Here is a 26,573-nt window from a genome sequence, read left to right as displayed (position 1 = left end):
CTGCGTTGGAGAACTTGTTCTCACAATTCACACCGCGGCGTACTGGATGCCCCGCCTTCGCGGGGCATGACAGCGAGCGACTGCGCCGAGCGGTATGAGTCGTAGAAACCGCTCCGCTCTCGCGATGCGTCGCATCGAGCGCGGCGTCTTGACCTGATGGCGATGACGCCATTCTGCCGGTGTTTTGCCCGACGTGTCAAATGACTCGAGGCTTGCCGGCGATGGTTCTACTGTGCATGGGATTGTTTTGCGAATATCGCGCTGCCGGATCGACCGCGCACCTCATCGTCCCGTCTTCACCTTCGTCCAGAGCCGGTTGATGATGCGCTGGGTGGCGGGATCGCGGGCGGTGATGACGAACAGCTTTGAGAGCGTCGCCTCGTCCGGATAGATGTTCTTGTCGTTCAAGATTTTCGGATCGACCAGCTTCTGGCTGGCGAGGTTGCCGTTGGCGTAGGACAGGAAGTCCGAGTTCTTGGCGGCGACGTCAGGACGATAGAGGTAGTTGATCAGCTCGTAGGCCTCGTTGACGTTCTTGGCATCCGCGGGGATCGCGAGATTGTCGAAGAACATCTGCGCGCCTTGCTTCGGAATGGCGTAGCCGATCTCGATGCCGCTTTTGGCTTCCGCCGCCCGCGCGCGGGCCTGCATGATGTCGCCGGACCAGCCGACCACCAAGCAGATTTCGCCGGTCGCGAGTGCGCTCAAATATTCGGAGGAGTGAAACTTGCGCACGAAGGGACGGACCTTTGCGACGACGTCGGCAGCCTTCTCGAGGTCGGCCTGCCTGGTCGAGTTCGGATCGAGCCCGAGATAGTTCAGCGCCGCCGGAAAGATGTCGTCGGCGGAATCGAGCATGTGCACGCCACAGTCCTTGAACTTGGCGAGGTTCTCCGGCTTGAAGACGATGTCCCAGCTGTCGATCTTGGCGTCGGGTCCGAGGATCTGCTTCACCTTGGCGACGTCGTAGCCGATGCCCGTCGTGCCCCACATGTAGTTCGCGGCAAACGCGTTGCCGGGATCGTAGGTCGCGAGATTCCTGGTCACCATCGGCCAGGCATTGGCGAGGTTCGGCAGCTTCGACTTGTCGAGCTTCTGGAAGATGTTCGCCTTGATCTGGCGTTGCAGGAAATAGGCCGTGGGCACCACGACGTCGTAGCCGGACTTGCCGGCCATCAGCCGCGTCTCCAGCGTCTCGTTGGCATCGAAGGTATCGTAGACCACCTTGATGCCTGTTTCCTTGGTGAAGTCCTCCAGGACTCCCGGTGCCATGTAGTTCGACCAGTTGTAGAAGTTGACGACCCGCTCCTCGGCCCCAGCGGGAGGGATGAGCAACGTCAGCGCAACGGCGACTGCTGAAGCAAGGCAAAGCCTGAGGCGGCCGACGCTCGTCATCTCAGGTCTACCTCTTGCGGCCGCGTATCGCGTCCGACAGCCGCTCCAGCGCGGTGTCGAGCGTCTGGTCCTTCTTGGCAAAGCAGAAGCGCACCACCGAGGTCACGGGGTCCTGCTCGTAGAACGCCGAGACCGGGATCGCGGCGACCTTGTAGTCCTTCACGATCCGCCAGCAGAACTCGGCATCGCTCTCGTTGAGCCCGAGCGGCGACAGGTCGACAGTGAGGAAGTAGGTGCCTTGCGACTTCAGCACGGGGAAGCCGAGGCTCTCCAGCCCCTTGGTCAGGCGGTCCCTGCTCCGCGTCAGGTCCTTCCGCATCGACAGGAAATACTCGTCCGGCTTGCCGAGGCCGTAGGCAACGGCGGCCTGAAGGTTCGGCGCGGTGGTGAAGGTCAGGAACTGGTGCACCTTGGCGGCGACCCGCAACAATTGTGGCGCCGCGCAGACGAAGCCGATCTTCCAGCCGGTCAGCGAGAAGATCTTTCCGGCCGAGCCGACCTTGATGGTGCGCTCGCGCATGCCGGGGATGGTGATCAGCGGGATGTGCTTGTGCGCGTCGAAGGTAACGTGCTCCCAGACCTCGTCGCAGATCGCGATGACGTCGAACTCCTGGCAGTAGCGTGCGAGTAGCTCGAGGTCTTCCCGCGGATAGACCACCGCGCTAGGGTTCAAGGGGTTATTGAACAGCACTGCCTTGGTCTTTGAATTGAAGACGCTTTTCAGCATGTCCTCATTCAACCGCCAATGCGGCGGTTCAAGCCGCACCAGGCGCGGAATGCCGCCGGCCTGGCGGATGATCGGCAGGTAGGAATCATAGACCGGCTGGAAGCAGACGACTTCGTCCCCGGGCTGCACCACCGACAGGATCGCCGAGGTCAGCGCCTCGGTCCCGCCCGATGTCACCATCACCTCGCTCATCGGATCGAGCTTGAGGTTGTGCCAATGATCGTAATGGGTCGCGATGGCCTGGCGCAGTTCCGGGATGCCCATCATCGACGGATACTGGTTGTAGCCGTTGAGCGAGGCGTCGGCCGCGGCGCGCCTGATATCCTCGGGGCCGGGATCATCGGGGAAGCCCTGGCCGAGATTGATGGCGTTGTTGTCGCGCGCGGCCTGCGACATTGCCTCGAAGATGGTGACGGGAAGGTCGGCGAAGACCTTGTTCAGCGAAGCGCTCTTGGTCATCGCGAGATTAGCCACCAACCTTGCTGGGAAGCCCCGCCGCCTTCCAGCCGAGCATGCCGCCGGCCAGATGCTTGTCGTAAGGCAGCCCCGCGGCTTGCGCTGCGAGCGAGGCAGTGACCGACCGCTTGCCCGAACGGCAGGCGAACACGACCTCCTTGCCGGCGGGATCGGGGATCGCCGCGGGATCGAAAGTCGAGAGCGGCACGACGACACCGTAGGGATAGGCCTCGGCCTCGACTTCGTTCGGCTCGCGGACGTCGACGAGCAGATAGCGGCCCTCCGCGACACCCTTGGAAACGTCCTCGGGGGTCAGATCCTGTACTTGATTTGCCACATCATCCTCCAACGTCGCGGGGCGCACTCGCCGGGCGATCCCGGCCGGCGGCAACCTCGCCTCTCGGCATGCGAAAATCAAGCGCCACAAAGGCTTGAGCTGCCTTGCGCAAGTTAAAGCTAAATCGCAGCGACTTGAAGTGCAGCTTTCGGAATGCCTGAAGAGATCACTCAGCTCTCACCATGCATTCGCTGTCATTCCCCGCGAAGTCGGGGAATCCAGTACGCCGCGGCTCCTCGATTCTAGCCGCGCCGCCTCTGGAATACTGGATCGCCCGCCTTCGCGGGCGATGACAGCGATGGGTTAGATCGTCACTTGCGTGCCGACCTCGACGACACGGCCGGACGGGATCTGGAAATAGTCGGTGGCATCGTTGGCGGAGCGGCTGAGCGCGATGAACAGCCGGTCCTGCCAACGCGGCATCCCCGAATGGGCAGCAGGCTTGAGCGCCCTCCGCGACAGGAAGAACGAGGTCGACATGATGTCGAACTGCCAACCGAGCTTGCGGGCGATCGCCAGTGCCCTCGGCACGTTGGGCGATTCCATGAAGCCGAACTTCAGCGTCACCTTGGAGAAGGTCGGGCTAATCGCCTCCAGCTTCACCCGCTCGGCCGGATCGATGCGCGGCGTCTGCGCGGTCTCGATGGTGAGAATGACGTTCTTCTCGTGAAGCACTTTGTAGTGTTTCAGACTATGCATCAGCGCGGTCGGTGCGCTCAGGGGATCGCTGGTCAGGAACACGGCCGTGCCGGGCACCCGCTGCGGGGGTCGCTTCTCCAGCATCGCCACGAGGTCGGCAAGCGGGAACTCGAGCTTGCGCGACTTCTCGAACAGGAGCCGGCTGCCGCGCCGCCAGGTGTACATCATGATGATCATGAGTGAGCCGAGCGCGAGCGGCACCCAGCCACCCTCGAACACCTTGAGCAGGTTCGCGGCGAGGAAGGTCAGATCGAGGAACAGGAACGGCGCGATCAGGGCCGCCGCGGCGAAGGGTGACCATCGCCACACCTTCCATATCACCACAAAGCCCATCATTGCCGTGACCACCATGGTCCCGGTGACGGAGATGCCGTAGGCGGAGGCCAGCGCGCTGGAGGAGCGGAACAGCAGCACCATCATGATCACGGCGACCAGCAGAAGCTGATTGATGCGCGGGATGAAGATCTGGCCGGAATGGGCTTCAGAGGTATGACGAATTTCGAAGCGTGGCAGCAGCCCGAGTTGGATCGCCTGCCGCGTCAGCGAATAGGCGCCGGTGATGACGGCCTGGCTCGCAATGACGGTGGCGGCGGTAGCCAGCACGACGACGCTGCCGCGAACAAAACCTTGCGGAAACAACTGGAAGAACGGGCTCTCGATCGCACTGGGATCGCCGAGCACGAGAGCACCCTGCCCCAGATAGTTCAGGGCCAGCGACGGCAGGACGATGAACAGCCAGGCGGTCTGGATCGGCCGTTTGCCGAAATGGCCGAGATCGGCATACAGCGCCTCGGCGCCGGTCACCGCCAGGAAGACGGCGCCGAGCGTCACGAAGCCGATGATGCCGTGGTGAAGCATGAACGAGACGGCATAGAGCGGGTTCAGCGCGAACAGCACCTGCGGCTGCGCGAGGATTGGATGGATCGCGGCGACCGCGATCACCGCGAACCAGACGCACATTACCGGTCCGAAGAACGCTGCGACGCGCGCGGTGCCGCGCGATTGCACGGCGAACAGGACGACCAGGATCAGCACGGTCAGCGGAACGATGTAGGGCTCGAAGCGCAGCGTGACGTCCTTCATGCCTTCGAGGGCCGACAGCACCGAGACCGCCGGGGTGATCACAGCATCGCCGTAGAACAGGGCCCCGGAGATGATGCCGAGCAGGACGATGGTCGCCCCGCGGGTGCCGACCGCGCGCTGGGCCAATGCCATCAGTGCCAGCGTACCGCCCTCGCCGTTATTGTCGGCGCGCAGCAGGATGACGACGTATTTGAGCGTGACCACGACGATCAGCGCCCACAGGATCAGGGAGACAACGCCGAGAACAGCGGCGGGCGTCGGCGCGCCCTCGGCGCCGGAAGCCGCCATCACCGCCTCACGGAACGCGTACAGCGGGCTGGTGCCAATATCGCCATAGACGACGCCTATGCTGCCGAGCGTCAGCGCGCCGAAACCGGCGGTGGTGTGGGCATCGCCATGCCCATTAGCCGCCGCCGTTTCCGGGGCGGGAACTGCTACGTCACTCGTCATGGGAGAGCCTGGTGGCCTCTAAAAATGCTTCACTGCACAACGGCGCAGGAGCGCGCGCGGCTTATAGTCCTGCGCTGATGGCATAGCCTAGCCCGTTTTCGGGCCTGTGGCATGCGAAATCGGCATAGGTGCGCCCTTTGCGTTCCCATGGCCTCCTCAAATAGTGACCTGGGTTCCGACTTCAACCACACGCCCCGTCGGAATCTGGAAGTAGTCAGTGGCATCGTTGGCAGACCTGCTGAGGGCAATGAAAAGATGATCCTGCCACAGCGGCATGCCCGACTGCGCCGACGCCTTCAGCGAGCGCCGCGACACGAAGAACGACGTCGACATGATGTCGAACTGCCAACCCTGCTTGCGCGCGATCGCGAGCGCCTTGGGCACGTTCGGCTGCTCCATGAAGCCGAAGCGCAGGCGGACCTTGGAGAACTTTTCGCTGATCTTCTCCATCCTGAAGCGCTCTGAGAGATCGACCCTCGGCGTGTGCGCGGTTTCGATGGTCAGGATCACATTGTGCTCGTGCAGCACCTTGTTGTGCTTGAGATTGTGCAACAGCGCCGTCGGCACGAAGGCGGGGTCGCTGGTCAGAAACACCGCCGTGCCTTTGACGATGTGCGGCGGCCGCTTCTCCAGGCTGCGGATCAGATCGTCCAGTGGCACTTCGATCCGGCGCGTCTTCTGGATCAGTATCCCCGAGCCGCGTCGCCAGGTCCAGATCGTCCCCGCCATGGCCGCTCCGAACAACAGCGGCACCCAGGCACCTTCGAGCAACTTCAGCAGATTGGCGCTGAAGAAGGTCATGTCGACCATGACGAAAGGCAGGATCACGGCTGCGGCGGTCGCGGCCTTCCAGTTCCACAATTTCCAGATCACGACGAAGCCCATGATCCCGTCGGCGACCATCGTGGTGGAGACGGCGATGCCGTAGGCCGAAGCGAGATTGCTGGGCGTGTGGAACAACAGCACCAGCAGCATCACGCCGATCAGCAGCAGCCGGTTGACGCGCGGCAGATAGATCTGGCCCGCATGCGTCTCGGAGGTGTAGCGCACCTCGAAGCGCGGCAAGAGGCCGAGTTGCACCGCCTGATAGACCAGCGAATAAGCGCCGGTGATCACCGCCTGACTCGCGATCACAGTGGCTGCGGTCGCAAGCCCGACAAGCGGCAGCAGCAGATGCTCGGGCACCATGCGATAGAACGAGTGCTCAATTGCGCTTGGATCGGACAGCACCAGAGCGCCTTGCCCGAAATAATTGATCAGCAGCGAGGGCAGGACGAAGAACATCCAGGCCGACTGGATCGGCTTGCGGCCGAAATGGCCGAGATCGGCATAGAGCGCTTCGCCACCAGTCACGGCGAGAAACACGGCGCCGAGCGTCACCAGGCCGATCGTGCCGTGCGACAACAGGAATCGCAGCGCATAATACGGATTGATCGCGGCCAGCACCGACGGATCGTCGGCGATATGAATGACGCCCAGCACCGCCAGACATGTGAACCAGACCACCATCACCGGCCCGAAGGCCGAGGCCACGAGCGCCGTCCCCTTGCTCTGGACTGCGAACAGCAGCACGAGAATCAGCACCGTGAGCGGCACGACATAATGTTCGAACGCCGGCGTCGCGAGCTTGAGGCCGTCGACCGCCGACAGCACCGAGATCGCCGGCGTGATCATGGAGTCGCCGATGAACATGGAGGCGCCGACCACGCCGAGTGCGAGCAAGAACCAGCTCCGTCGCCCCAGCGCGCGCTGGCCCAGCGCCATCAGCGAGAGCGTGCCACCCTCCCCGTTATTGTCGGCGCGCAGCAGCAGCAGCACGTATTTGGCGGTGACGACGATCAGCAGCGCCCACAGGATGAGCGAGAGCACGCCGAGTACCATGATCCGCGTCACCGGCTCGCCGTGAGCCGCCCCCCGGACCGCCTCGTGGAATGCGTAGAGTGGCGAGGTGCCGATGTCGCCGAAGACAACGCCGATGCTCCCGAGCGTGAGGGACCAAAAGCCAGAGGTGACCGGCCCGTCCTGGGTCTCGGTCGATGTGATGCTCGCCGTCATGGGGGTGGAAAACGCTTCGTCCCTGGAATTGATCCGGCGCCTTTTGACGCTTCCGGTGCGCCTGTCAATCGGCCTGCCACCATAGCAGGCGCCTCTACGGATGCTGTGACGGCGCGGCCACGTTCGCCGCCCCTTGTGAGGGGCGAGCTCAGGTACAATGGTAGCGCAAGGGGGTTATGGCTTCAAGTTCGGCGGCAGCGGCGGATCTTCGCGCATCAAGGTGATGGTCACGCGGCGGTTCGCGGCGAGTGACGGATCGTCCGGGAAAAGGGGCTGGGTGTCCGCCTTGCCGGAGACGGCAAAAATGTGCGACGGCGGCAGGCCCTCCCGCTCGAGGATCTGGCGGACCGCGTTGGCGCGGTCGGCCGACAGGTCGAAGGCGCCGTAGTCGCTGCGCGTCGGCACGAAGCCGGCCGCAGTATGTCCGGCGATGGAGACGCGCAAGGGGGTCGCCTTAAGCGGGATCGCAAGCTTCTCGATCAGGCGGCGGGTACGATCGTAGGGTACCTTGGAGCCATCGGCGAACATCGAGCGGCCATCCTGGTCCACGATCTCCAGGTTCAGCCCCTGCTTGGTCTCCTCGAACATGATGTGCTTGGACATCTCGGTCAGTTCCGGCATGTCCTGCAATGCCTGGCGCAGCGAGGCGGCGGCGAGCGCAAAATTGCGATCGACCTTCAGCTTCGCACCCGAGGTGCGGTCGCGATCCTCCTGGTCCGGTGTCGGTGTGTTCGACGATTCCTCAGGCTGGATGTGGTCGACGTTTTTCAGCCGCGCGCGGGTCGGCAGGCCGTCGGATTCGATGATGCCGGCGTAGCGGGCTTCGCTCTGGACGCCGAAGGCCTCCCGCATGGAGCCCGCGACGATCTTCAGCTTGTTGGCATCCTGGGTCGAGAACGCGACCAGCATCACGAAAAACGCCAGCAGCAAGGCCATCAGGTCAGCGAACGTCACGAACCAGCCATGACCGCCGTGTGCTTCCTCGCGCTTTTTCTTCGCCATGGCTCAGATCCCGGCGTCCGCCGTTACGCCGGAACCGGCTCGCCTTCGGCGTGGCGGTGCTTCTCGGGCAGATAGGCCAGCAGCATTTCGCGAACCAAAGTCGGGCTCTTGGAGTCGCGGATCATCAGGATGCCATCGATGATCAGCGTACGATTGGTTTCCTCGTCGATCAGCTTGCCATGCAGCTTGTCGGCGATGGGCAGGCAGAGCAGGTTTGCGACCAGCGCACCGTAGAGAGTTGCCAGCAGGGCGGTCGCCATGAACGGGCCGAGCTTCGAGGGATCCGACATGTTCGAAAACATCTGCACCATGCCGATCAGCGTTCCGATCATGCCGAACGCAGGCGCGCAGTCGCCGACGGCGCGGTAGATCTTGCTGCCTTCGTTGAGATGCAACAGGAAATTGTCGCGGTCGCGCTCCATATTGTCCCTGATGAAGTCGAGGTCGTAACCGTCGGCGACGTAGCGGATGCCCTTGGCGAGGAACGGTTCGTCGGTCTCGACCTTCTCCAGCCCGACCGGACCCTGCTTGCGCGCGATCTCGGCGATGCGGGCGAGTTCGTCGACCAGGTCATGCGCCGACAGCCGGCTCATCGTGAAGGCGAATTTGAGACCGAGCGGCAGGCCGTGCGCCAGCACCGAGAGCGGAAAGCGGATCATGGTCGCTGCGGACGATCCGCCGAAGATGATGATCGCCGCATGATCGCTGATGAACATGTGCAGATCGCCGCCCAGAAACACCATCGTCGCGATGACGATCATGCCCGCCACGAGGCCGGCGCCCGTCATAATATCCATGGGAGTCTCCAAAGCGAACGCCGCAACGGCCGTCCTGGCCGGAGCGCGGTCCAACCCCGAACCGCACCGAAACCCTAGAGCGCTGCTCTTAAAGCCGCGTAAAGGTTAAGTTCAGCCGATGCGACGGAGCAGCGTGCCTGCGTCGACAGGACGGCCGCTTTGCCGCTCTGCGACATCAATCTCAACGCTTTGCTAACCATAAAAGAGGCGCTTCAGGAGGACAGTGCGGTCAGCTTCAGGCTGAGCGCGCGCAAACGCCTGCGCGCATCGGCATCATAGGCCTGCGGATTGGCGCGCGCCTCGTTCATGCCGTTGAAGAAAAGGCCGCTTCGGCCCGCGACGTCGTCGCCTTCGACCAGATGCAGGATCGCCGCACCACCCTGCTCGACGGTCGACAGCGGCGCGATGCCGCCGGCACGCACCATGGTGGTGTTCATGTAAGTCGCCGGATGCAGCGCGTTCACCGTGATACCGGCGTCCTTCAACTCCTCGGCGAGATCGATGGTGAACATGATCTGCGACAGCTTGCTCTGGGCGTAGGCGCGGCTGCCGCTGTAGCCCTTCGTGATCATGACGTCGTCGAAATCGATTGGATGCTGGCCAAGCGAGGCGACGTTGACGATGCGTGAAGGCACGGCGGCCTTGAGCAGCGGCAGCAGCAGATGGACCAACAGGAAGCCCGAGAGATAGTTCACGGCAAAACGCAGCTCGTGGCCATCGCGGCTCTCCTGCCGGTGCGGTCCGTCGCTCTGCGAGCCGATGCCGGCATTGCTGACCAAGACGTCGAGACGCGCGTGATCCCGCGTGACGGCCGTGGCGAGCTCGCGCGTGCCCGCCATCGACGACAGGTCGGATTGATAAAAGGTCGGCGCAACATGACCGGCCTTCACGACCTCGTCGATCAGCGCTCTTGCACGCGCCGCATCGCGGCCATGAATCAGAACGCGCGCACCTTCGGCGGCAAGGCGGCTTGCAACGTAGCGACCGACACCGTCAGTCGAGCCTGTGATCAGCACCGTCTTGCCGCGCATGTCCATGAGGTCACTCCAGGGTTAGTGAATCTCCGCCGACCGCTTCAGCGCGGCCTTAAGCTTCTCCAGCGAGAAGTCGGGGCTGCGCGCGATCTCGAGGATCGGCGTCTCGCGGCGGCCGCAGAGCTCGGCGGCCTCGGGCAGCTTTGCCGCGACATCGAGCGGGATCACGATGGCACCGTGCCGGTCGGCGTGGATCAGATCGTCGGAATTCACCGTCATGCCGGCGACACGGACCTGACCGCCAAAGCTTTCCGCGTGGACCCACGCGTGCGACGGACCGATCGAGCCGGCCAACGCCTGGAAGCCCGGTGCCCATTGCGGGACATCGCGGATCGAACCGTCGGTGACGACGCCGAGACAGCCAAGCGCCTTATGGACGTTGCTCTGCACCTCGCCCCAGAACGCGCCGTAGCCGATGTCGGGACCGTCGACGTCCTGGATCACCGAAATGCGCGGGCCATGGCCGGTGCCGACATATTCGTAATATTCGATGCGTCGCTTGGCCTGCTCCGCCGCAGGCAGCGGGGACTTCTGCACTGCGCGAATCGTGACGGTGCGGGCGTAGCCGACCATCGGCGGCAGCTCGGGGAACGGGCACACCAGCTGCTTGGTGGTGAACCCGATCAAACGTCGCTCCGGTGCAATCACCTCCATGGCATTGCAGATGGTCGGCGTATCGTAGCGGCCCAGCGCTTCGAGGACGGCAGCGGGCAGCGGCCCGGTCGCGGTATCAGTCACGGCGTTCTCTCCCAGATTGGCGGCCGCTGTTGACGCGGTGCCGCCGGCACTGGGCGGTATAGCCGAGATCGGGCCTCAACCCAACTCAGGCGCTCTCATGGCAGATATCCGCGTGCGATCGCTCAGTGCAAGCGTCCGGGCCGGTCATGATCGTGCGGCGGTTCAGACAAGCTCGCCATTGTCGGCGCCGAAGGCGGCGACGAAACTTCGCCGCCCACGGGCGCAGTGGCTTGCATTGCGCGCGCCTGGTCGCGGTAGGATTTGTAGCCGAGCGGCAGGCCGAGCAAATAGAGTGCCGTACCGACCAGGAGCACGTGCCAGGGATAGGCAATCAGGATCGCAATGAAGACGACCACGGCGACGAAGGCCGGCAGCACCAGTTCCGGCGACACACGCATGCGCTTGGTCTTGCCCGAGAACACCGGCAGCCGCGAGACCATCAGGAAGGCGATCAGCAGCGTATAGGCAGCGGTCAAAGCGGCCGGCGCGCGGCCGAGATCGAGGAAGGCAGCATAGATCGGCAGCAGCACGGTGATCGCACCGGCCGGCGCCGGCACGCCCGTGAAGAAATTGGCGGCGAAAGCGGGCTTGTTCGGATCGTCCATGGTGGCGTTGAAGCGCGCGAGCCGCAAACCGCCTGAAATTGCAAACACCATGGCGGCAATCCAGCCGGCATTGCCGAGCTCGTGCAGCTGCCAGAAGTACAGCATCAGGCCGGGCGCGACGCCGAAATTGACGAAGTCAGCGAGGCTGTCGAGCTCGGCGCCGAATTTGGACTGCCCCTTGATCATGCGCGCGACGCGCCCGTCGATGCCGTCGAGCGCGGCCGCGAACACGATGGCGTATACGGCGAGCGCCATCCGCCCCTCGATCGACAGCCGGATCGAGGTCAGGCCGGCGCAGATCGCCAGCAGCGTGATGACATTGGGCACCAGCATGCGCACCGGGATAGGGCGGAACCGCCGGCGGCGAATATCTGGATCTCGGAAGTCGTAGGGCGTCATTGGCTCGTCCTCACCTGCAGGCGAGATATAGCAAGCCGCGCTCCACTCCGCCATTGCGGCGGAGGGCCCCCGACACGGCCTGCCTGGTTAATTGGCGCGGTAGGCGCGGCCGGGGTCGTCTCCGGTGAGATCGGCCAGGATGGTCTCGCCGGCGATCGCTGTCTGGCCTTCCGAGACCAGCGCCTTGGTGCCGACAGGCAGATAGATATCGAGCCGCGAGCCGAAGCGGATCAGGCCGAACCGCTCACCGGCGCCGACGGCCTGGCCTTCCTTGACGAAGCAGACGATGCGCTTCGCCACGAGGCCAGCGATCTGGATCACGCCGATGCGGCCCTGTGGCGTCGAGATGACGAGAGAATTGCGCTCATTGTCCTCGCTCGCCTTGTCGAGCTCGGCATTGATGAACAGGCCGGGCCGATAGGCGATGCGGTCCACCCTGCCCGCGATCGGGCTCCGGTTCACGTGGCAGTTGAACACGCTCATGAACACCGAGATGCGCGGCAGAGGCCGGTCGCCGAGACCGAGCTCGGCCGGCGGCAACGCCATGGTGATCATGGAGACCCGACCGTCGGCCGGCGACACCACGAGCCCGTCACGCTGGGGCGTCACGCGCACGGGATCGCGGAAGAACAGCGCACACCACACGGTCAGGATGGTGCCGATCCACCCCAGAGGCGACCACAGCCAGAACAAAGCGAGGCTTGCCAGCGCAAAGCCGCCGATGAAGGGATAGCCCTCCTTGTGGATCGGCGGGATCTGACGCTGGATCGAATCGAGAATGGACATGCTGTCTGCCGTTCAGGGGGTGATGGCGCGGGTCGTCTCGCGCCGGCATTGTTTAGGCCAGAGTTGGGACCGGAGACAAGCTCACTCCGCAGCCGCCTGCGCCGTGAGGGTGTCCTCGACAAACGGCGGCTCCCGGTTCGGGGCGTCGCTCGAATCGGCCATCCGGGCCAGCTTCTCGCGGGCGGCCTCGGCCTCGCGCTGCCTGTTCCACATGCTGGCGTAGAGACCGCCCTGCGCGAGCAGGCCGGCATGGGTGCCGCGTTCGGCGATGCGGCCCTGGTCGAGCACGATGATCTCGTCGGCGCCGACGATTGTCGAGAGCCGGTGCGCGATCACCAGCGACGTCCGGTTCTTCGCCACGCGGTCGAGCGCGCCCTGGATTTCGTGCTCGGTGTGGGTGTCGAGCGCCGAGGTCGCCTCGTCGAGCACCAGGATCGGCGGCGCCTTCAACACCGTGCGCGCGATCGCGACGCGCTGCTTCTCGCCGCCTGACAATTTCAGGCCGCGCTCGCCGACCTGGGTCTCGTAGCCCAAAGGCGCCATGCGGATGAAATGGTCGATCTGCGCCAGCCGCGCCGCCTCCTCGACCTCCTCATCGCCGGCATCCCAGCGTCCGTAGCGGATGTTGTAGCGGATGGTGTCGTTGAACAGCACGGTGTCCTGCGGCACCATGCCGATGGAGGCGCGCAAGCTCGCCTGTGTGACCTCGCGGATGTCCTGGCCGTCGATCAAAATCTTGCCGCCGGAAACGTCGTAGAGACGGAACAAGAGCCGCGAGATGGTCGACTTGCCGGCGCCCGAAGGGCCGACGATGGCGACGGTCTTGCCGGCCGGTACTTCGAAGCTGATGCCCTTCAGGATCGGCCGCGTCGGCTCGTAGGCAAACCGCACATCCTCGAACCGCACCGTGCCCGCGGAGACCGCCAGCGGCTGCGCATTTGGCGCATCCTTGATCTCGGCCTCGCGGCCGATCACGTTGAACATCTTCTCGATGTCGATGATCGCCTGCTTGATCTCGCGATAGACCATGCCCATGAAATTCAGCGGCTGGTAGAGCTGGATCATCATGGCGTTGACCAGCACGAAATCGCCGACCGTGTGGGTGCCGTTGCGCACCCCGATCGCGCACATCAGCATGGTCGCGGTCAGTCCCAGCGTGAAGATCACGGCCTGGCCGGTGTTGAGCACGGCGAGCGAGGTGTAGGTGTGAATACTCGCTTCCTCGTAGCGCGCGACCGACTTGTCGTAGCGCTGCGCCTCGCGGGCCTCGGCGCCGAAATATTTGACCGTCTCGTAGTTGAGCAGCGAGTCGATCGCCTTGGTGTTCGCCTCGGTGTCGGAATCGTTCATCTTGCGGCGGATGCCGATCCGCCACTCGGTCGCGATGTAGGTGTAGTACATGTAGAGCGTGACCGTGATCAGGGTCGCGACCACGTAGCGCCAGTCGAACTGCCAGAGCAGCACGGCCATCAGCAGCGAGACCTCGACGATGGTCGGGATCAGCTGCAGGATCACCATGCGCACGATGACCTCGATGCCTTCGCGGCCGCGCTCGAGCACGCGGGTCAGCCCCCCGGTCTTGCGCTCCAGATGAAAGCGCAGCGAGAGCTCGTGCATGTGGACGAAGGTGATGGTGGCGAGCTTGCGCACCGCATGCATCGCCACGCGGGCGAAGATGCCGTCGCGCCATTGCGTCAGCACCGCCATCACGATGCGCATGACGCCGTAGCTCGCGGTCAGGATCAGGGGCGATGCAACCACCCAGAGGTGCCAGTTGCTGGCTTGCACCGGCGCGGTGTTGGCGCCGGTGAGCGCATCGGTTGCCCATTTGAAGCTGAACGGCACCGTCAGCGTGATCAGCTTGGCGGCGAGCAGCAGCACCATCGACCAGACCACCCGCATCTTCAAATCGAAGCGGTCGCCCGGCCAGATATAAGGCCACAGATGCGCCAGCGTGCCCATCAGGGTGGCCCGCTCCAGCGGTCGAGCCGCGGAAGCAGGAACGTCCGAGCCGTCGGGCGATTGAGGTTGATCCATCAAGAAAGCCTAGAGCCCACCGGAGGCGGCGGCGCTGCGATTAACGATTTGCGCCCATGATATAGAGACTTCCCGATGCCAACGCACCCCGCCAGATGGCGAATATTCGATTGCTTGCCGTCATTTACCGGTAGATTCCCGTGTAGTCCGAATCACCCGAGGGGCTTGACGCCCCTTCGCTGCAATGCATCATGGTGTCAATGAGCACGATCAAAACCGTCTGTGTCTATTGCGGCTCCGGTCCCGGAACCAATCCCCACTTCACCGAAGGCGCCAAGGCGTTCGGCAAGGCGCTTGCCGAGAGCAACATCCGCCTGGTCTATGGCGGCGGCTCGCTTGGCCTGATGGGCTCGGTGGCGACCTCCGTGCTTGATCACGGCGGCACTGTCACCGGCATCATTCCCGAGTTCCTGCGCAAGCGCGAGAACGCGCTCACCCGCGTGCAGGAGATGATCGTCACCCCCGACATGCACGAGCGCAAGCGGCTGATGTTCGAGCGCTCGGACGCCTTCGTGGCGCTGCCGGGCGGCGTCGGCACGCTGGAAGAGTTGGTCGAGCAGTTGACCTGGAAGCAGCTCGGCCGTCACGCCAAGCCGGTGTTGCTCGCCAATATCGACAATTTCTGGGAGCCGCTGTTCTCGCTGCTGTCGCACATGCGCCAGACCGAGTTCATCCGCGCCGGCCTTTCGGTCGATATTCTCAAGGCCGATCGCGTCGAGGATATCCTGCCGAAGCTGAGATCGGCCGTGACCCAGATCGCCGAGGCGGAAAAGCAGATGGCCCCGGACGTCGCGCGCAAGCTGTAGTCAGTCCTGCGGAAACGTCACCGCCTCGATCCTGTTGCCATCGGGGTCGGTGACGAAGGCGGCGTAATAGCGCACGCGGTCATGCGGGCGGAAGCCCGGTGCGCCGTCGGATGCGCCGCCGCTCGCAAGCGCGGCGGCATGAAATGCGTCGACCTCGGCCGTTGTTTTTGCCCGCAGGCAGATATGCACGCCGCTCTCCGGGGCTACAGGCGCCATGGCCTCCCGCAGATTGATCCAGAATTCGGGATAGGCCTTGCCGAAGCCGATTGTACGCGGGCGTGTGACGAGGCGCGCGAGCCCGAGGGCGGCCAGCGTGGCCTCGTAGAATTTAGCGGCGCGTTCGAGCTCGCTGACGCCGACGGAGATGTGGTCGATCATGCGGCGCGCTCCTCCCTCTCCTCCTCGTCATTGCGAGCATAGCGAAGCTATCCAGAGTCTTTCCATGGTGACCGCCTGGATTGCTTCGCTGCGCTCGCAATGACGGTGCGTTTGGTTACACCCTACGCCGGCGCGCCCGATTTCACGAGCTTGTAGATCACCGAATCCATCAGCGCCTGGAACGAGGCGTCGATGATGTTCGGCGACACGCCGACCGTGGTCCAGCGATCGCCATTCTCGTCCTCGCTCTCGATCAGGACGCGCGTGACCGCGCCGGTGCCGCCGTTGAGGATACGCACGCGGTAGTCGATCAGCTTCAATCCCTCGATGTACTTCTGGTATTTGCCGAGATCCTTGCGCAAGGCAACGTCGAGCGCGTTGACCGGGCCGTTGCCCTCCGCAGCCGAGATCAGATGCTCGCCGGCAACGTCGACCTTGACCACGGCCAGGGCAACCGTGACGCGCTCGCCGTGCGAATTGTAGCGCTGCTCCACATTGACGTCGAACTGCTCGACCTCGAAATAATGCGGCACCTTGCCGAGCGTGCGCCGCGCCAGCAGATCGAACGAGGCGTTGGCGGATTCATAAGCGTATCCGGCCGCCTCACGCTGCTTCAACTCCTCGACCAGCCGCGTCAGCTTCGGATCGCTCTTCTCGTAACGGATGCCGGCACGATCGAGTTCGGCGATCACGTTGGAGCGGCCGGCCTGGTCTGATACCAGAACCCTGCGGTGATTACCGACGCTCTCCGGCAACACATGCTCATAGGTCTGCGGATCCTTCATCACGGCGGAGGCGTGAATGCCTGTTTTGGTGACGAAGGCGCTTTCGCCGACATAGGCCGCATGCCGGTTCGGCACGCGGTTGAGCATGTCGTCGAGCGTGCGCGAGATCTTGACGAGCGTCGCCAGCTTCTCCGGCGTGACCGAGATCTCGAAGACGTCGGAAAATTCCTTCTTCAGTTTCAGCGTCGGGATCAGCGAACAGAGATTGGCGTTGCCGCAGCGCTCGCCGAGGCCGTTCAGCGTGCCCTGGATCTGCCGCGCGCCGGCGCGCACCGCCGCGAGCGAATTGGCCACCGCCTGCTCGGTGTCATTATGGGCGTGGATGCCGACGTGATCGCCGGGGATGTGTTTAGTCACTGAAGTGACGATGGCTTCGACCTCGTTTGGCATGGTGCCGCCATTGGTGTCGCACAGGACCACCCAGCGCGCGCCGGCCTCATAGGCCGCCTTGGCACAGGCGAGCGCAAAACTGGCATCTTCCTTGTAGCCGTCAAAAAAGTGCTCGCAGTCGAGCATGACCTCGCGGCCGGCGGCCTTTGCGGCTGCGACGCTGTCACGGATCGAGGCGAGATTCTCCTCCTTCGTCGTCTCCAGCGCGACACGCACCTGATACGCCGAGGACTTTGCCACGAAGCAGATCGCGTCCGCCTTCGCTTCAAGAAGTCCCGCAACGCCGGGATCGTTGGACACCGAGCGCCCTGCCCGCCGGGTCATGCCGAAGGCGGTGAAGCGCGCGTGGTTGAGCTTGGGCTTGCTGCCGAAAAATTCGGTGTCGAGCGGATTGGCGCCGGGATAGCCGCCCTCGACATAATCGATGCCGAGATCATCGAGCATGCTGGCGATGACCTGCTTGTCCTCGAGCGTGAAATCGACGCCGTTGGTCTGCGCGCCGTCGCGCAGCGTGGTGTCGAACAGATAAAGGCGCTCCTTGCTCATTGTGGTGCTCCGAGCGTCTTCTTCATCGTGGTGTTGGCTAGCCATTCGTCGTTCATCGTGACGCTGTTACGCTGCTGGGCGGTGTAGCCGCGCTTGGCGAAGAAGTTTTGCGCGGTGTCGCTGGCATCGACGGTGAGCGCCGCAGCGCCGCGGCCGCCGGCGAGCTTCTCCAGCGCATCGACCAGCATGGTCGCGATGCCCTGGCGGCTCACGGCCGGATGCACGTAGAGCATGCGGATGTGATCGGGGCCGCGCAGCGAGGCGAAGCCGACGGGCGAACCATTCAGCGTGGCGATCAGCGTCAGGTCGGAGGCGAGCCGCTTGCCGAACTCTTCGGTTTCGGCCGCCTCCATCCAGGCCTCCTGCTGCGCTTCGCTGTAATCGTCGCCGGTCAGCTCCTGGATGCTGGCGACGAAGATCGCGGCCAGCATCGGGACATCGGCCGGCAGGAACGGCCGCAGGCCGGGCGTGGGATGCGCTTGTGCCATCACGCGAGCTCCCAGGTCGTCACCGGTTTGCCGTCGGCATCCTTGCCATCCTTGATCACGACGCCCTTGGCCGCGAGCTCGTCACGGATACGATCGGATTCCCTGAAATCCTTGCGCGCGCGCGCAGCCGTGCGCTCCGCGATGAGACGTTCGATCTCGGCGGCATCAATGCCACTCGCCTGCTGCTTACGACCTTGCCATTGCGCAGCGCTTTCGGACAGGAAACCGAGCAGCCGCAAGGAAGCCGAAAGGCCGGCCGCATCGGACGCATTGCGCAGACCATGCAGCGCCGCGATTGCTTGCGGCGTGTTGAGATCGTCGAGCAACGCATCGACCACCGATGTCCCCGGCTTCGACGGCGCGACGTCGGCCGCAAAGCGATACCAGTCATTGAGGGTCCTGGCGCTCTCTTCCAGCGACTTCATGGTCCAGTCGATCGGTGAGGTGTAGTGCGTCTTCAGCATGTTGAGGCGCAGCACCTCACCCGGCCAGTCCACGAGCAGTTCGCGGATGGTGACGAAGTTGCCAAGCGACTTCGACATCTTCTCGCTTTCGACCTGCAGGAAGCCGTTATGCATCCAATAGTTCGCCATGCGCTGCTGGTGGAAGGCGCAGCAGGTCTGCGCGACCTCGTTCTCGTGATGCGGAAACACGAGATCGATGCCGCCACCATGGATGTCGAACTGCTCGCCGAGATGCTTCCAGGCCATGGCCGAGCACTCGATGTGCCAGCCTGGCCGCCCCTCGGTCTTGATGCCCGCCGGTGATGGCCAGGACGGCTCGCCCGGTTTCGACGGCTTCCAAAGCACGAAGTCCGTCGAATCCTTTTTATAAGGTGCAACGTCAACGCGCGCGCCGGCGATCATCTCGTCGAGCGAGCGCTTCGAGAGCGCACCATAGCGCGGCAGCGTGGAGTTCGCCGCGTTCATCGCCTGCGGCGAGAACAGCACGTGGTCCTCGGCGGCGTAGGCAAAGCCGCCCTTGATCAGCCGCTCGATGATCTCGCGCATCTCGCCGATATGCTCGGTCGCGCGCGGCTCGACGCTCGGCCGCAATGCGCCGAGCGCATCGACGTCGGCGTGAAACTGCTTTCCGGTCTGCTCGGTGACCTTGCGGATCGCCTCGTTCAGCGGCAGGCCGGGAAAATCCCGCGCGGCACGGTCGTTAATCTTGTCGTCGACGTCGGTGATGTTGCGGACATATTTGACATGCGCCTCGCCATAGATGTGGCGCAGCAGCCGAAACAGCACATCGAACACGATCACCGGCCGCGCATTGCCGATATGGGCGAAGTCATAGACGGTCGGTCCGCAGACATACATGCGGACGTTCTTCGCATCGAGCGGCACGAAGGTGCGCTTTTCCCGGCTCAACGTATCGTAAAGACGCAATTCCATAGGGGCACCCGTCGGCTGTTGGCCGGGCGTCCAGTGCTCTCAATGTGTCTTGAGAAAAGACGGCTCCAGCCAGCGAATCGCTAGCTCGTAATCTCGCGGCAAATCATGCAGATGGCGAGGAGACCGTTCATGCGGCGACATATGGGCCACGAAGGCGCCTTCCGTCAAGAGAGCCGCGAAAATGCCGCCTTATTTCCGCGAGGGGCGGCGGCCCCGTCTTGATGGTTCATGATCCTTAACCATTTGAGCCCATTCTGGAACCGGCAGTTCTCCGTTTATGCCCCAAGGTGTTTTCATGCGATCCTTGCTCGCACTCATGTCTTGCGCCTCCATCCTTGCGGCATCCATCGCTTTCGCGGAGACCCGCGTCTTCATCATCACCGAGCAGTGCCTTGCCAAGGGCGGGAAATGCGGCGCGCAGGTCGCCCGCACCTACTGCCAGTCACGGGACTTTGCACAGGCATCAAGCTACCGCCGGGTCGATCCCGACGAAATTACCGGCTCCGTCCCCAAATCCGGCGCAAACTGCTCCCATGGCCATTGCGACGAATATGTCGCAATCACCTGCCAGCGCTGAATTCGCTCGGAACTGGCGGACCTTAGGACCCGTTTACGGCCCCTGAAACGACGTGACGATGCCGCAGGAAGCGGTTATTGGAGGGCGCGCTTCGGCCCTCCAAATCGCATTGGAAAATCACTTCGGGCCGTGACCTCGCTAGAATGGCGGATATGCCTGAATCTTTGTCTCTGTCTCGTGCCCGATCTCTCCTTGCCTGCACCGTGCTTCTGAGCTCGATCGTGCTCGCCACTGGCGCCTTTGCCCAGGCCGGGCCGCCCGGCGCACCGCCTCCGCCTGCCCAAGGCGGCCCTGGGTCGAACCCGATGTGCGTGCGGCTGGAAGGGCAGCTCGCTGCGCTCGACCGCGGGGCGAGCGGCGATCCTGCGCGCGAGGACCAGATCCGCCGTTATCAGGATTCCCAGAGCCGCCAGCAGGCCGAGCTCGATCGCGTCACCATGCAGGCCAAGCGCATGGGCTGCGAATCCTCCGGCTTCTTCTCGCTGTTCAACGGCCAGTCGGCGCAATGCGGTCCTGTCAACACCCAGATCCAGCAGATGCGCGCCAATCTGGATCAGATCACCGGCAATCTCGAACGCCTGCGTAGCGGTCCCGGTGGCGGCAACCCTGAACGGGACAGCCAGCGCCGCTCGGTGCTGGTCGCGCTCGCGCAGAACAATTGCGGCCCGCAATATGCCAATGCCGCGCAGTCGCAGGGCGGCGGCAACTTCCTGACCAATCTGTTCGGCGGCGGTAACAACCCCAACAATCAGCAGCCGGGCGTCCCGCCCGCCGATCTCGGCCCGCAGAGCGGCACTTATCGCACCGTCTGCGTGCGCACCTGCGACGGCGCCTATTTCCCGATCTCGTTTGCGACCGTGCCGGCGCGCTTTCCCGATGACGAGAGGACCTGCAAGGCGCTCTGCCCGGCCGCCGAAGCCGTGCTGTATGCCCACCGCAATCCCGGTGAGGACATGAGCTCGGCCGTCTCCATCAGCGGCCAGCCCTACACCTCGCTGCCGAACGCGTTCAAATTCCGCAGCGAGTTCAACCCGTCCTGCTCTTGCAAGGCGGCCGGCCAGAGCTGGGCCGACGCGCTGAAATCCGCCGACGACAAGGCGGCCGTCGAGCAGCAGGGTGACATCATCGTCACCGAAGAGAGCGCCAGGAAGATGCAGCAGCGGCAGCTCACCAAGGGCGCGCCTGCGAACGGAAAAAAGGGCGCAGCTCCGGCGCAGGCGACGGCGAATGCACCGGCCGCAACGCAGCCCGCGGACGCGAACACCACGACCGCGCCGGAGAACAAGCCGATCCGCTCGGTCGGCCCGACCTTCCTGCCGCAGCAGAAGTAGTTCGCTCCGAACTCAACTGTCATGCCCCGCGAACGCGGGGCATCCAGTACTCCGCGGCGCAGATTGGTTTTTCACGATATCCGCCGCGGCGTACTGGATCATCCGCTTGTGCGGATGATGACGGCGGAGTGGTTGGCGAGACCGCCCATCACACGTCGCCGAACCTACCCCTCGAATGCGTCGATCGAGGCCTTGCTGCCGCGCGAGACCAAGGTCTCGTCGGGCGCGGGCAGCTTCTCGCCGCGATCGCGAAAGCGGTTGGTGATGGGATAGCGGCGGTCGCGGCCGAAATTCTTGCGCGTCACCTTCACGCCGGGTGCGGCCTGGCGGCGCTTGTATTCGGCGACGTTGAGAAGATGGTCGATGCGGGTCACCGTCTCGCGGTCGAAGCCCGCGGCGATGATCTGGTCGAGTGGCTCCTCGCGTTCGACCAGCCGCTCCAGGATCGCATCGAGCACCTCGTAAGCGGGTAGCGAATCCTGATCGGTCTGGTTCTCGCGCAGCTCCGCCGTCGGCGGACGCGAAATGATGTCGGGCGGGATCACCTCGCCGGCGGGGCCGAGCGCGCCATCGGGCTTCCATGCATTGCGCAAGCTCGCCAGCCGGAACACCTGCGTCTTGTAGATGTCCTTGATCGGATTGAAGCCGCCATTCATGTCGCCATAGAGCGTGGCGTATCCGACCGACATCTCCGACTTGTTGCCCGTCGTCACCACCATCAATCCGGTCTTGTTGGAGATCGCCATCAGGAGCGTACCGCGGGTGCGGGCCTGGAGGTTCTCCTCGGTGATATCAGGCGGCAGGTTCCTGAAGAGGCCCGACAGGATGGTCTCGAAGCCGCCCACCGCTTCCGCGATTGGCAACACCTCGTAGCGGATGCCGAGATGGCCTGCGAGCTCGCCAGCGTCCGCGATCGAATGTGCCGCCGTATAGCGATAAGGCAGCATCACGCCGTGCACCTGATCAGCGCCGAGCGCATCGACAGCGATCGCAGCGCACAGCGCGGAATCGATGCCGCCGGAGATGCCGAGCAGCACGCCGGGGAAACCGTTTTTCGTGACGTAGTCGCGCAAGCCCAGCACGCACGCGGCATAGTCTGCGCGATCGCCCTCCGGCTGCTCGGCAATGGAACCGGTGCAACGCCAATCGCCACCATTTCGGGTGAAGCGCAGCGTGGTGATGCTTTCTGCGAACGCCGGCAATTGCGCGGCGAGCGAGAGATCGCCGTTGAGTGCGAAGGAGGCGCCGTCGAACACCAGCTCGTCCTGGCCGCAGACCTGGTTGAGATAGACCAGCGGCAGGCCGCTCTCGGTGACCCGCGCGACAGCTACCGACAGACGCACATCGTTCTTGTCGCGGGCATAGGGCGAGCCGTTGGGCACCAGAATGATCTCGGCGCCGGTCTCGGCCAGCGTCTCGACCACGTTCTCGTAATCCTCGGACTCTTCCAGCCAGATGTCCTCGCAGATCGGCACGCCGATCCGCACGCCGCGCACCGTGACGGGGCCCGAAGCGGGCCCGCGCGCGAACAAGCGCTTCTCGTCGAACACGCCGTAATTCGGCAGATTGCATTTGAAGCGAAGCGCCGCGATACGTCCGCCGTCGAGCAGCGCACAGGCGTTGTAGAGCTTGCCGTCATCGACCCAGGGCGTGCCGACCAGCAACGCCGGGCCTCCATCGGCGGTCTCGCGCGCCAGCGCCTCGATGGCCGAGCGGCAGGCGGCCTGGAAGGCCGGCTTCTGCACCAGATCCTCGGGCGGATAGCCCGCGATGAACAATTCCGGAAACAGCACGAGATCGGCGCCGTCGGCGATGGCGCGCCCACGCGCAGCACGTACCTTGGCGGCATTGCCCGCGATGTCGCCCATGGTCGGATTGAGCTGGGCCAGCGTGACCGCGAAGGCGTTGAGACGTTCGGTCATGGCCGCCGTCCTCGCTTTAGAGGAATCCCAATCGCTCGATGATGGCGATGATCCAGAACGCGCCGGCCATCAACAGCGCGACGCCGACCGCGGCCGAGCCCATGTCCTTGACCCGGCCGATCTGCTTGTCGTGATCCAACGTCAGGCGGTCGGCGAGCTTCTCGATCGCGGTGTTGAGCAGTTCGACCACCAGCACGAAGGCGACCGAGCAGACCAGCTCGACCGCGCGTGTCGCGGTGGCGGCGACGAGCCACGCCACCGGCAGTGCCAGGATCAGCGCAAAGATCTCCTCGCGGACGGCCTGTTCCGAGCGGAACGCAAAGGCCAGACCGTTGCGGGAGTTGATCGTGGCCTTCCAGATCCGCAGCAAGGTCCTAGAGCCCCGACGCGAACGGCATCGGCTTGGCTTTGCCGACGCGTTCCTGCTTGAGGAGCTCCGCGACCAGGAAGGCCATGTCGATGGATTGCTCGGCATTGAGGCGGGGATCGCAGACCGTGTGGTAGCGGTCGTTGAGATCCTCGTCGGTGATGGCGCGCGCGCCGCCGATACATTCGGTGACGTCCTGGCCGGTCATCTCCAGATGCACGCCGCCGGCGTGGGTGCCTTCCGCGGCGTGGATCGTGAAGAACGACTTCACCTCCGACAGCACGCGGTCGAACGGCCGCGTCTTGTAGCCCGACGTGGAGGTGATGGTGTTGCCATGCATGGGATCGCACGACCAGACCACCACCCTGCCCTCGCGCTGCACTGCGCGGATCAGGCCGGGCAGATGATCGGCGACCTTGTCGGAGCCGAAACGATTGATCAACGTTAGCCGGCCCGGTTCGTTGTCGGGGTTGAGAATGTCGATCAGCTTCAAGAGCTCGTCGGGCTTGAGCGACGGGCCGCACTTCAGGCCGATCGGATTCTTGATTCCGCGGAAATATTCGACGTGGCCGTGATCGAGCTGGCGAGTGCGGTCACCGATCCAGATCATGTGGCCCGAGGTCGCGTACCAGTCGCCCGTGGTGGAATCGACGCGGGTCATGGCCTGCTCGTAGCCGAGCAGCAGCGCCTCATGGCTGGTGTAGAAATCGGTGGCGCGCAGTTCCGGGTGGCTCTCGAGATCGAGGCCGCAGGCGCGCATGAAATTGAGCGCCTCGGAGATGCGGTCGGCCAATTCCTTGTAGCGGCGGGACTGCGGGCTATCCTTGAGGAAGCCGAGCATCCATTGGTGCACGCTGCCGAGATTGGCAAAGCCGCCGGTCGCGAACGCGCGCAGCAGGTTCAGCGTCGCGGCCGATTGGCGATAGGCCATCAGCTGCCGCTGCGGATCCGGCACGCGCGCTTCCTTGGTGAAGGCGATGTCGTTGACGATGTCGCCACGATAGCTCGGCAGCTCGACGCCATTGACCTTCTCGGTCGGCGAGGAGCGCGGCTTGGCGAATTGGCCGGCGATACGGCCGACCTTCACCACCGGCACCGCACCGGCATAGGTCAGCACCACCGCCATCTGCAGCAGCACGCGGAAGAAGTCGCGGATGTTGTTGGCGCCGTGCTCGGCAAAGCTCTCGGCGCAGTCGCCGCCCTGGAGCAGGAAGGCCTCGCCGGCCGCCACGCGCCCGAGCGCCTTCTTCAGATTGCGCGCCTCGCCGGCAAACACCAGCGGCGGGAAGGTTGCAAGTTGCGCCTCGACGTCGGCCAAGGCCTTGGCGTCGGGATAATCGGGCACCTGTAGCACCGGCTTGCTGCGCCAGGACTCGGGCGTCCACCGCTCGGACATCGCAATCTCTCCGTGAAAGCAAAAAGTGCAACCTGATCTGTGGGTTGCGAGGGCCGCCTTATACACAGGCTGGCACGACATCGCCAGTTGTAAATCCGTTTCGCAATGCAAATCCTTGCGGGCAAAGCTGAATTCGCATCTGCTAGGGGGGTGGCAGAGGAACGGCAACGCAGCTTCCACCATGGACGCTATCGGGGCATCGGCGGCACCCGGCAGCCGGCGTCGGCGCCAAGGCGATCGGCCGTTTCGGCTTCTTTCGCCCCGAGCATCGCGACACGCTGTGGCGCGGCGGAGCGGAATGGATTCAGGGAGAGTGACGGGCGGCATTGCCGCTCATCACGTCTTCGTTGTCGGCCAAATTGAAACTGATTTCCGCCATCGACGTTTGCGAATGCCTGGAGGCGGCAACGCGGTTGATCTCGTTGCGACCATACTAAGACGCGACGAGGACATCATGGAACATCGCTTTAGGAGCGGCAGCATCCTCGGCGAGAGCAAGGTCCCCGAAGTCACGTTGGGCTTCTGGATCATCAAGATCGCCGCCACGACGTTGGGTGAAACCGGCGGCGACACCGTCACGATGACGCTGAACTGGGGCTATCTCGCGGGCACGTGCCTGTTCCTGGCAGCGCTGATCGTCCTGGTCGCCGCGCAGATCCGTGCGCAACGATTCCATCCGGCGCTGTATTGGGCAACCATCGTGGCCTCGACCACATTCGGCACCACGATGGCCGACTTCGCCGACCGCTCGCTCGGCATCGGCTATACCGGCGGCGCGACGCTGCTCCTCACCTGCCTCGTGCTGGTGCTCGGGCTCTGGTATCGCGCCGAGGGCACCATCTCGGTCAACAGCGTCAACACACCGCGGGTCGAAGCCTTCTATTGGGGCGCGATCACCTTCTCGCAGACGCTGGGCACCGCGCTTGGCGACTGGATCGCCGATACCGGCGATCTCGGCTATCGCGGCGGCGCGCTGATCTTCGCCGCGGGACTGGCCGTCATTGCGGCGCTCTATTTCTGGACCCGCGTCTCACGCGTCACGTTGTTCTGGACCGCGTTCATCCTGACTCGTCCGCTTGGGGCGACCGTCGGCGATTTCCTCGACAAGCCACTCGATCATGGGGGGCTCGCGTTAAGCCGGCCACTGGCTTCCGCCGTCATCGCCGCGTTCATGGTGGTCTGCCTGTTGCTGATCCCGCAGCGCGCGGGACAGCATCCGAGGGATGACCAGGCGGCCGAGCGCGCTTAGAGCATTTCCTTGCTTAATTGAATCGGAGGGATTCCGGTTTTTGGCGGATTGTGATTCAAGATGCTGGCTGGATTGGAGGCCAGCATCGCATGACCCGACCACTTTCCCTAGATCTTCGCGAGCGTGTGGTGGCGTCGGTTTTGGCGGGCGAGAGCTGCCGGTCTGTGGCGGAACGGTTTGGTGTTGCGGTCTCGTCAGTGGTGAAGTGGTCACAGCGACAGCGGGCGACCGGCTCGGCTGCGCCTGGCAAGATGGGCGGTCACCGTAAGCCCGTGCTTGATCCGCACCGCGCCTTCATTGTCGAGCGGATCACTCAGATGCCGCACCTGACGCTGCATGGT

Annotated in this window: 24 protein-coding genes and 1 pseudogene; 6 read left to right on the top strand and 19 right to left on the bottom strand. The window is 64.1% G+C overall.

Annotated elements, in window-relative coordinates; translation table 11 throughout:
- Positions 1 to 282: 282 nt before the first annotated feature.
- The 12 genes from BM222_RS19000 to BM222_RS18945 all read right to left on the bottom strand — a co-directional run bounded on the left by BM222_RS19000 (position 283) and on the right by BM222_RS18945 (position 14,600).
- Positions 283 to 1,395 carry a polyamine ABC transporter substrate-binding protein gene (locus BM222_RS19000; RefSeq protein ID WP_092230257.1) on the bottom strand — a complete coding sequence of 371 codons (1,113 nt, stop codon included), beginning with the start codon at positions 1,393 to 1,395 and terminating at the stop codon, positions 283 to 285.
- Between the two features lie 7 nt (positions 1,396 to 1,402).
- The gene (locus BM222_RS18995) at positions 1,403 to 2,581 is read right to left on the bottom strand and encodes an aminotransferase (RefSeq protein ID WP_092230255.1); all 1,179 of its coding nucleotides are present in this window, start codon (positions 2,579 to 2,581) and stop codon (positions 1,403 to 1,405) included.
- Between the two features lie 7 nt (positions 2,582 to 2,588).
- Positions 2,589 to 2,915, bottom strand: coding sequence for a rhodanese-like domain-containing protein (locus BM222_RS18990; RefSeq protein ID WP_177243317.1), 327 nt, complete (start codon positions 2,913 to 2,915; stop codon positions 2,589 to 2,591).
- 303 nt (positions 2,916 to 3,218) lie between these two features.
- Positions 3,219 to 5,147 carry a potassium transporter Kup gene (locus BM222_RS18985; protein ID WP_092230251.1) on the bottom strand — a complete coding sequence of 643 codons (1,929 nt, stop codon included), beginning with the start codon at positions 5,145 to 5,147 and terminating at the stop codon, positions 3,219 to 3,221.
- A gap of 156 nt (positions 5,148 to 5,303) precedes the next feature.
- Positions 5,304 to 7,202, bottom strand: a complete 1,899-nt coding sequence (locus tag BM222_RS18980; protein WP_092230249.1) for a potassium transporter Kup — start codon at positions 7,200 to 7,202, stop codon at positions 5,304 to 5,306.
- Positions 7,203 to 7,376: 174 nt separating this feature from the next.
- On the bottom strand, positions 7,377 to 8,204 hold the full coding sequence (locus BM222_RS18975; RefSeq protein ID WP_092230247.1) for an OmpA/MotB family protein: 828 nt from the start codon (positions 8,202 to 8,204) through the stop codon (positions 7,377 to 7,379).
- A gap of 23 nt (positions 8,205 to 8,227) precedes the next feature.
- Complete coding sequence (locus tag BM222_RS18970; protein ID WP_092230245.1) at positions 8,228 to 9,001, bottom strand: motility protein A; 774 nt, start codon at positions 8,999 to 9,001, stop codon at positions 8,228 to 8,230.
- A gap of 212 nt (positions 9,002 to 9,213) precedes the next feature.
- On the bottom strand, positions 9,214 to 10,038 hold the full coding sequence (locus BM222_RS18965) for an SDR family NAD(P)-dependent oxidoreductase (protein WP_092230243.1): 825 nt from the start codon (positions 10,036 to 10,038) through the stop codon (positions 9,214 to 9,216).
- Positions 10,039 to 10,053: 15 nt separating this feature from the next.
- A complete protein-coding gene (locus BM222_RS18960; RefSeq protein WP_092230241.1) occupies positions 10,054 to 10,773 on the bottom strand; it encodes an RraA family protein in 720 nt (239 codons plus the stop codon).
- Between the two features lie 122 nt (positions 10,774 to 10,895).
- Positions 10,896 to 11,777: a CDP-alcohol phosphatidyltransferase family protein gene (locus BM222_RS18955; RefSeq protein WP_092230239.1), complete on the bottom strand. Its 882-nt coding sequence runs from the start codon at positions 11,775 to 11,777 to the stop codon at positions 10,896 to 10,898.
- A gap of 87 nt (positions 11,778 to 11,864) precedes the next feature.
- Positions 11,865 to 12,563 carry a phosphatidylserine decarboxylase gene (locus BM222_RS18950; RefSeq protein ID WP_092230237.1) on the bottom strand — a complete coding sequence of 233 codons (699 nt, stop codon included), beginning with the start codon at positions 12,561 to 12,563 and terminating at the stop codon, positions 11,865 to 11,867.
- An 81-nt stretch (positions 12,564 to 12,644) separates the two neighbouring features.
- Positions 12,645 to 14,600, bottom strand: coding sequence for an ABCB family ABC transporter ATP-binding protein/permease (locus tag BM222_RS18945; RefSeq protein WP_092230235.1), 1,956 nt, complete (start codon positions 14,598 to 14,600; stop codon positions 12,645 to 12,647).
- A gap of 200 nt (positions 14,601 to 14,800) precedes the next feature.
- On the opposite strand from BM222_RS18945, the gene BM222_RS18940 reads away from it, so the two are divergent.
- On the top strand, positions 14,801 to 15,406 hold the full coding sequence (locus BM222_RS18940; RefSeq protein ID WP_177243316.1) for an LOG family protein: 606 nt from the start codon (positions 14,801 to 14,803) through the stop codon (positions 15,404 to 15,406).
- On the opposite strand, the gene BM222_RS18935 is transcribed toward BM222_RS18940, so the two are convergent.
- From BM222_RS18935 to cysS, 4 genes are all read right to left on the bottom strand, one after another.
- Positions 15,407 to 15,784, bottom strand: a complete 378-nt coding sequence (locus tag BM222_RS18935) for a VOC family protein (RefSeq protein WP_092230231.1) — start codon at positions 15,782 to 15,784, stop codon at positions 15,407 to 15,409.
- A 122-nt stretch (positions 15,785 to 15,906) separates the two neighbouring features.
- Positions 15,907 to 17,505: a citramalate synthase gene (cimA, locus tag BM222_RS18930; RefSeq protein WP_092230229.1), complete on the bottom strand. Its 1,599-nt coding sequence runs from the start codon at positions 17,503 to 17,505 to the stop codon at positions 15,907 to 15,909.
- A complete protein-coding gene (locus tag BM222_RS18925) occupies positions 17,502 to 17,993 on the bottom strand; it encodes a GNAT family N-acetyltransferase (protein WP_092230228.1) in 492 nt (163 codons plus the stop codon). The genes cimA and BM222_RS18925 overlap by 4 nt, the downstream gene beginning before the upstream one ends.
- Positions 17,993 to 19,390, bottom strand: a complete 1,398-nt coding sequence (cysS, locus tag BM222_RS18920; protein WP_092230226.1) for a cysteine--tRNA ligase — start codon at positions 19,388 to 19,390, stop codon at positions 17,993 to 17,995. Before cysS ends, BM222_RS18925 begins: the two co-directional genes overlap by 1 nt.
- Before the next feature lie 295 nt (positions 19,391 to 19,685).
- On the opposite strand from cysS, the gene BM222_RS18915 reads away from it, so the two are divergent.
- Together BM222_RS18915 and BM222_RS18910 are read left to right on the top strand one after the other, a co-directional pair.
- Complete coding sequence (locus BM222_RS18915; protein WP_177243315.1) at positions 19,686 to 19,967, top strand: hypothetical protein; 282 nt, start codon at positions 19,686 to 19,688, stop codon at positions 19,965 to 19,967.
- A gap of 143 nt (positions 19,968 to 20,110) precedes the next feature.
- Positions 20,111 to 21,298, top strand: a complete 1,188-nt coding sequence (locus BM222_RS18910) for a DUF2865 domain-containing protein (RefSeq protein ID WP_092230221.1) — start codon at positions 20,111 to 20,113, stop codon at positions 21,296 to 21,298.
- A gap of 164 nt (positions 21,299 to 21,462) precedes the next feature.
- Here BM222_RS18910 and BM222_RS18905 read toward each other — a convergent pair whose 3' ends face one another.
- From BM222_RS18905 to BM222_RS18895, 3 genes are read right to left on the bottom strand one after another with little or no spacing between them, the layout of a single operon-like run.
- Entirely contained in the window at positions 21,463 to 23,220 is a 1,758-nt protein-coding gene (locus tag BM222_RS18905; protein WP_092230219.1) for an NAD+ synthase, read from the bottom strand.
- A 16-nt stretch (positions 23,221 to 23,236) separates the two neighbouring features.
- Positions 23,237 to 23,590, bottom strand: coding sequence for a diacylglycerol kinase (locus BM222_RS18900; protein WP_092230217.1), 354 nt, complete (start codon positions 23,588 to 23,590; stop codon positions 23,237 to 23,239).
- A gap of 4 nt (positions 23,591 to 23,594) precedes the next feature.
- Positions 23,595 to 24,983 carry a class II 3-deoxy-7-phosphoheptulonate synthase gene (locus BM222_RS18895; RefSeq protein ID WP_092230215.1) on the bottom strand — a complete coding sequence of 463 codons (1,389 nt, stop codon included), beginning with the start codon at positions 24,981 to 24,983 and terminating at the stop codon, positions 23,595 to 23,597.
- A gap of 221 nt (positions 24,984 to 25,204) precedes the next feature.
- Here BM222_RS18895 and BM222_RS42170 point away from each other — a divergent pair.
- The 3 genes and pseudogenes from BM222_RS42170 to BM222_RS18885 all read left to right on the top strand — a co-directional run.
- Positions 25,205 to 25,300: pseudogene (locus tag BM222_RS42170) on the top strand (alpha/beta fold hydrolase); the annotation flags it as partial.
- Between the two features lie 137 nt (positions 25,301 to 25,437).
- A complete protein-coding gene (locus tag BM222_RS18890; protein ID WP_092230513.1) occupies positions 25,438 to 26,232 on the top strand; it encodes a COG4705 family protein in 795 nt (264 codons plus the stop codon).
- An 89-nt stretch (positions 26,233 to 26,321) separates the two neighbouring features.
- On the top strand, positions 26,322 to 26,573 hold a 252-nt coding region (locus BM222_RS18885), incomplete at its 3' end, for an IS630 transposase-related protein (protein WP_143105996.1).

The organism is Bradyrhizobium sp. Gha, assembly GCF_900113735.1.
Classification (GTDB): Bacteria; Pseudomonadota; Alphaproteobacteria; order Rhizobiales; family Xanthobacteraceae; genus Bradyrhizobium.
This window is presented reverse-complemented; position numbering and strand designations above follow the sequence as displayed.

Coding starts and splice junctions, on each gene's coding strand:
- BM222_RS18890 (WP_092230513.1), top strand. CDS start 25,438: ATGGAACATCGCTTTAGGAGCGGCAGCATCCTCGGCGAGAGCAAGGTC.
- cimA (WP_092230229.1), bottom strand. CDS start 17,505: ATGAGCAAGGAGCGCCTTTATCTGTTCGACACCACGCTGCGCGACGGC.
- BM222_RS18965 (WP_092230243.1), bottom strand. CDS start 10,038: ATGGACATGCGCGGCAAGACGGTGCTGATCACAGGCTCGACTGACGGT.
- BM222_RS18895 (WP_092230215.1), bottom strand. CDS start 24,983: ATGTCCGAGCGGTGGACGCCCGAGTCCTGGCGCAGCAAGCCGGTGCTA.
- BM222_RS18980 (WP_092230249.1), bottom strand. CDS start 7,202: ATGACGGCGAGCATCACATCGACCGAGACCCAGGACGGGCCGGTCACC.
- BM222_RS18910 (WP_092230221.1), top strand. CDS start 20,111: ATGGCGGATATGCCTGAATCTTTGTCTCTGTCTCGTGCCCGATCTCTC.
- BM222_RS18950 (WP_092230237.1), bottom strand. CDS start 12,563: ATGTCCATTCTCGATTCGATCCAGCGTCAGATCCCGCCGATCCACAAG.
- BM222_RS18945 (WP_092230235.1), bottom strand. CDS start 14,600: ATGGATCAACCTCAATCGCCCGACGGCTCGGACGTTCCTGCTTCCGCG.
- BM222_RS18995 (WP_092230255.1), bottom strand. CDS start 2,581: ATGACCAAGAGCGCTTCGCTGAACAAGGTCTTCGCCGACCTTCCCGTC.
- BM222_RS18975 (WP_092230247.1), bottom strand. CDS start 8,204: ATGGCGAAGAAAAAGCGCGAGGAAGCACACGGCGGTCATGGCTGGTTC.
- BM222_RS18915 (WP_177243315.1), top strand. CDS start 19,686: ATGCGATCCTTGCTCGCACTCATGTCTTGCGCCTCCATCCTTGCGGCA.
- BM222_RS18955 (WP_092230239.1), bottom strand. CDS start 11,777: ATGACGCCCTACGACTTCCGAGATCCAGATATTCGCCGCCGGCGGTTC.
- BM222_RS18925 (WP_092230228.1), bottom strand. CDS start 17,993: ATGGCACAAGCGCATCCCACGCCCGGCCTGCGGCCGTTCCTGCCGGCC.
- BM222_RS18905 (WP_092230219.1), bottom strand. CDS start 23,220: ATGACCGAACGTCTCAACGCCTTCGCGGTCACGCTGGCCCAGCTCAAT.
- cysS (WP_092230226.1), bottom strand. CDS start 19,390: ATGGAATTGCGTCTTTACGATACGTTGAGCCGGGAAAAGCGCACCTTC.
- BM222_RS18940 (WP_177243316.1), top strand. CDS start 14,801: ATGAGCACGATCAAAACCGTCTGTGTCTATTGCGGCTCCGGTCCCGGA.
- BM222_RS18985 (WP_092230251.1), bottom strand. CDS start 5,147: ATGACGAGTGACGTAGCAGTTCCCGCCCCGGAAACGGCGGCGGCTAAT.
- BM222_RS18970 (WP_092230245.1), bottom strand. CDS start 9,001: ATGGATATTATGACGGGCGCCGGCCTCGTGGCGGGCATGATCGTCATC.
- BM222_RS18935 (WP_092230231.1), bottom strand. CDS start 15,784: ATGATCGACCACATCTCCGTCGGCGTCAGCGAGCTCGAACGCGCCGCT.
- BM222_RS19000 (WP_092230257.1), bottom strand. CDS start 1,395: ATGACGAGCGTCGGCCGCCTCAGGCTTTGCCTTGCTTCAGCAGTCGCC.